At 49.9% G+C, this 4297-nt stretch carries 8 protein-coding genes; 2 read left to right on the forward strand and 6 right to left on the reverse strand.

Features of this window, described 5'->3' with window-relative positions; genetic code table 11:
- The 3 genes from KB213_RS11855 to KB213_RS11865 form a co-directional block, all read right to left on the reverse strand.
- A partial coding sequence (locus KB213_RS11855; protein WP_211683421.1) for a hypothetical protein occupies positions 1-507 on the reverse strand: 507 nt, incomplete at its 3' end.
- A gap of 337 nt (positions 508-844) precedes the next feature.
- The gene (locus KB213_RS11860; protein WP_249110563.1) at positions 845-1321 is read right to left on the reverse strand and encodes a replication protein; all 477 of its coding nucleotides are present in this window, start codon (positions 1319-1321) and stop codon (positions 845-847) included.
- 56 nt (positions 1322-1377) lie between these two features.
- Positions 1378-1635 (reverse strand): mobilization protein, encoded by a 258-nt coding sequence (locus KB213_RS11865; protein WP_211683425.1) that lies wholly within the window; start codon positions 1633-1635, stop codon positions 1378-1380.
- A 244-nt stretch (positions 1636-1879) separates the two neighbouring features.
- On the opposite strand from KB213_RS11865, the gene mobQ reads away from it, so the two are divergent.
- Complete coding sequence (gene mobQ / locus KB213_RS11870; RefSeq protein WP_211683427.1) at positions 1880-2920, forward strand: MobQ family relaxase; 1041 nt, start codon at positions 1880-1882, stop codon at positions 2918-2920.
- Here the strand turns inward: mobQ and KB213_RS11875 are convergent.
- A complete protein-coding gene (locus tag KB213_RS11875) occupies positions 2876-3295 on the reverse strand; it encodes a hypothetical protein (RefSeq protein ID WP_211683429.1) in 420 nt (139 codons plus the stop codon). The genes mobQ and KB213_RS11875 overlap by 45 nt on opposite strands.
- Positions 3296-3358: 63 nt before the next feature.
- Here KB213_RS11875 and KB213_RS11880 point away from each other — a divergent pair, with 63 nt between their 5' ends.
- On the forward strand, positions 3359-3742 hold the full coding sequence (locus KB213_RS11880; protein ID WP_211683431.1) for a hypothetical protein: 384 nt from the start codon (positions 3359-3361) through the stop codon (positions 3740-3742).
- Between the two features lie 5 nt (positions 3743-3747).
- On the opposite strand, the gene KB213_RS11885 is transcribed toward KB213_RS11880, so the two are convergent.
- Positions 3748-4062: a type II toxin-antitoxin system RelE/ParE family toxin gene (locus tag KB213_RS11885; RefSeq protein WP_346266716.1), complete on the reverse strand. Its 315-nt coding sequence runs from the start codon at positions 4060-4062 to the stop codon at positions 3748-3750.
- Positions 4010-4183 (reverse strand): hypothetical protein, encoded by a 174-nt coding sequence (locus KB213_RS11890; protein WP_211683435.1) that lies wholly within the window; start codon positions 4181-4183, stop codon positions 4010-4012. The genes KB213_RS11885 and KB213_RS11890 overlap by 53 nt, the downstream gene beginning before the upstream one ends.
- Positions 4184-4297: the final 114 nt, after the last annotated feature.

The raw sequence follows: 4297 nt of genomic DNA on the forward strand, positions 1-4297 counted from the left end.
ATTTTGTGTGGCGCGGCTTCCGACTTCGGCGACGTGTTTGTTCATGTAGTAGCGGACCAGGCCTGGTCCGCGCATGCCAGCTACTTTTTCACGTTCGGAGAAGATTGCCCCGAATGTCACCAGCTCATTCATGATTTGGCTGATGTGATTGACTGGAATGCCAATTTGTTCTGCAATTTCTTCGCGGGTCAGCATAATCTGGCCCGTATGTGGCAATAGGTGTTCAAACAATAGCATCCAGACATCGATAGCTTTGATTGGTCGCTTACTGTTTTCCATAATCCAGCGTGTAACAGCGCGATTTTGAGCAGGACGGATCATGACGAATGGCTCCGTAGTTCCGGGGTCTGGTGTCGTAAAGTTCTTAATCTGGACATACAGTCGCCCAACAGCATCCCCCATAGCTCCGCCATTGTCTGCGAACGGTAGTAGAGCCTGTTTAAGAAGGTCGGCTTGATCTTCCTGAAGTCTATCTTTGCGTGTTTTAAGGCGAGTCACATTCTGCATGTGGGGAACCTTTGTATAGGGACCTATTAGGTATCACTGGGTGATATCTAAAGGTATCACTGGGTGATACCTAATGGGAAGCTATATTTGCAGATTCCCAACGAAAAACGAGCATTGCGGATTTCCTAGATAGAATAAAGATATTTAATCTATCCTGTAGTCCTTTCTTTTTTCGGTGGAAAACTTTGTTTTTATGCCTGTTCCGACGCCCTTTGGGCGGGCTACGCCGCTCCCCCTTTGCGCTCGCCCGGAACCTCAAAGAGCAGTGTTGGTTGAAAACAAAAAAAATGCTCAGAAAGTAGGAGAAGCTAGTAGGTCATCCCCTCACTTTGTTCAGTCAGGGAAGATACCAACCGCTTGTCAGTCCATCGGCGTTAGGCTTGGGATAGCAGACAACTCCATCTTTCTGTCGTTCTTTGATCCAACCGGGAGCGACGCAACGGGTAAACATGTCGAGGCTCCCTTGTTGATCGAGGCGATAGGCGCGTTGTCCGGCCGGGGTATTGGCCCAGCTCGCTGCGGCTCGTTCATCCAGTGCGGTGTGATAGCCTTCCGCTTGCCCTTGCTCCAATCCCGATCGATGACCAATCCAATATCCTGCCCCAGAGGCTATTAAAAGCGTCAGGAGTGCCGTTGATCCGACCCCCAGTAGGTTGGCGCGAAATTCGACATTAGACGCCTGTAGCGCGTTCTGTGAGGCTTCTGTGGCTTTCTTCAGAGCACTCTGTAATTCGGATGATAGAACGTTTTCTTGTCGATTTCGCTTGGTTTGACTGGTTTGAATCTGGTGTAGGAGCTGGTTTGTCTCGCTCATGGTCTGGCCGAGTTGCTCGAAGGCGGCCAGACCGTCGTCTAGTTCCTGGTCATTGCTCATGATTGTTCAGGTTCGGGCTTCTGCCAGCCGTTGAACGCCTTTTGGTCATGTTCGCGAGAGATGCGTTGCACCAGTTCATCGATAACGCGGCCGAAGCGTTCATCCTTCCCAGCCGCATCAATCAGCAGCCCACCGAGAATAACCTTTCGTCGTGTATCGAGTTTGCGTGCTTCGGCACTCTCTTTTGCGAGTAGGGCTTGGTATCGAGCCTTGGCCTGTTCGACTTGTTGTCGAGCTTTTTCGAGAGGCGTCATTTTCTGTTTCCTGCGATCAAAGAGAATAACGACATTAAAAACATTGGCAGTGCAATCACCCATCCAAGAGTGCTCATGATGAGCATGCCACTGCTAAAAAATATAATGGCAGTTCCTATAAGAACCGGTCTATTTTTCATGATCCAACCCTTGCTGCGACAGCAGGAAGGGCGCACTTTAGCATTGTTCCAATGCGTGCGTCAGGGATGTTCCTTCCCTGAACCCTACCTTATTCGAGAAAACCGTGGCGATTTATCATCTGTCTGTCAAAGCAATTTCGCGTTCGGTTGGCCGCAGCGTCGTAGCTGCGGCGGCCTATCGCTCGGGAGTATCTATGATAGACGAACGGCAGGGGGTCACGCATGACTATACTCGAAAACAGGGTGTAGTCTCGGCGTTCATCGTAGCTCCCAATGGTGCGGACTGGGCATTGGATCGGGAGCGGCTTTGGAACGCAGCCGAGGCCGCCGAGAAGCGGAAGGACGCCAAGACGGGCCGGGAATATGAGTTAGCGTTACCCGCCGAGTTGGACGCAGCTTCTCGGGAAGACTTGGCCCGATTATTCGCCGCTGAAGTAGTGCGTCGCTATGGCGTAGCGGCTGATGTTGCGATCCATGAACCCGGTCGGGAAGGGGATAATCGGAACTATCACGCGCACATCCTGACCACGACCCGGACGGTCGATGTTGATGGTATGGGCGTGAAAACCCGGTTGTTGGACGTGTCCTCGACGGCCTCAGTCGAGATTGAGCAACTGCGGGAGGTCTGGGCGAAGCAGGTTAATGCGGCCTTAGAGCGGCATAAAATCGAGCAACGGGTGGATCATCGGAGCTTTGCCCGTCAGGGGATCCAACAGGAGCCGACCGTTCATCTCGGTGTGGCAGCGTCTAACATGGAGCGGAAAGCGGCGCGGGAAGAGCCTAACCGGGATCCGGTGACAGAGCGTGGTCAGCAGAATGCGGTCGTCTTGGAGCGTAATCGGGTCTTGGAAGCGGCTCGAAAAGCGGCGGAGAAGGCGCAGCAGTTGTTATCTGGCCTTGAGAAACGGGCACGGTTGGCGGTTGGACTGGCTCGCCGGATCGGTCAGAAAGTAGCGCAGGAGCGAGAAGCGGAGCGCCAGCGAGAAGAGCTGGCCTTTCAGGATATGGTCCGGCGAGAATTACGGGCCGCTGAAGAAGCCCGTAAGGCCGACGAACAGAAGTGCCTGAATGAGGTCCAGAAAATCCGGTCCCGAGGTCTGTCACGTGCTAGGAAGCGAGGGCGTGACTATGGGATGGGGTTCTGATTTATTATCCTTTATTGGACCGTTCACTATCTCCACCGCAGGTACAATAGGGATTGTGAATTTAATCCTACTCACCGAGCTTTGCTCAAGGGAGCGGCTATCTGTGCCGCCGATATCGAGCGCACTGAAAATCTTAATCCCAGCTTTCCCAGCAGTACTGTTTTTGCCGGTAACCGTCACAGCTACGTCAAATTCGACATTTTGTTTGTGATCGGCGTTAATTGCACTGGAATCTGCTCCCCAAACGGGATTGATAGCCCCTACTGAACTAGGCTCTTCGCGGTGAGCATTTATTGCCTCCTGCACGCCCATGGCAATTGATACTAGAGTCTCTTTGATAAACTCTCTTAGTTCCATATCAAAAGTACCTTTCATATGTATGTTTACAAATTTTATGGTAAAATTGTTATAATGTGTTCTTAGCATAGTGTAGAGGATATGATGTTAAAAAAATTGATGTTATTTTTTATGGTTTTTCCCGTCGTATTTTACGGAACTGCTAATGCAGGGGGGATAGTTTATTTGCATTGCGTGATGCCTAAACATGAAGATGTTCCAGAAAGAACTTTTGATTTCACTTTAGATGAAAACAATGAAACTGTAACATTTTATGTTGAAGATGCTAATGCAACAAATAAAGAAAAGGCTTTTTTTGGAAATAATGAAGTGACTTGGTCTAATAATATAGGAATACTTCAAACAAAAAGAGTTATAAGCAGGTCTGACTTAACTTTTACAGAAAGTGTAAAAATAGGAAATGACAGCACAGTTACAAATACGGGCAAATGCGATATTGTAAAGAAAAAAATTAGAAAATTCTAAATAACTTAACGTTCTTGCGACATATGCCATATTCTAAGTATAAAAACTGTTTTTGAGATTTCATCTACTTCGTAGAGTAGAACATAAGGATGGACGATAACCCACTCTCGGGTGTCGTCCGTGCCTTCACGCCCTATGTAAGGGAATAGGGCGAGGTCTGTGGTGGCGTCGATCAGCCGGAGCAAAATCCGTTTGGCGGCGTGCGGATTACGAGGAAGCAAGTATTCGACGATGGCAGCTCGGTCTGTCAGAGCTTCAGAAGACCACTCAACCTGCACGCCGTTCCTCGTGCGGTAGGACGTCGATTGCCGATTGAACACGAGCCAGGTCGGCTTTCAGGATCGCTAAAACCTGTTCGGACGGAACGGTGGGTTTCGTGCTGTTCCGCGCCTTGCGGATTGCTGCTTTTTTGGCGGCCAGTTCATCGGAAAGATCGGTCATAACTTCCCTCCGTGTACGATTTCCAACTTAGTTCCTGGCTTGGGAATAAGAGCAAGCTCATTTTGTGTGGCGCGGCTTCCGACTTCGGCGACGTGTTTGTTCATGTAGTAGCGG

This window comes from Neokomagataea anthophila, assembly GCF_018122595.1.
GTDB classification, from domain to species: domain Bacteria; phylum Pseudomonadota; class Alphaproteobacteria; order Acetobacterales; family Acetobacteraceae; genus Gluconobacter; species Gluconobacter anthophilus.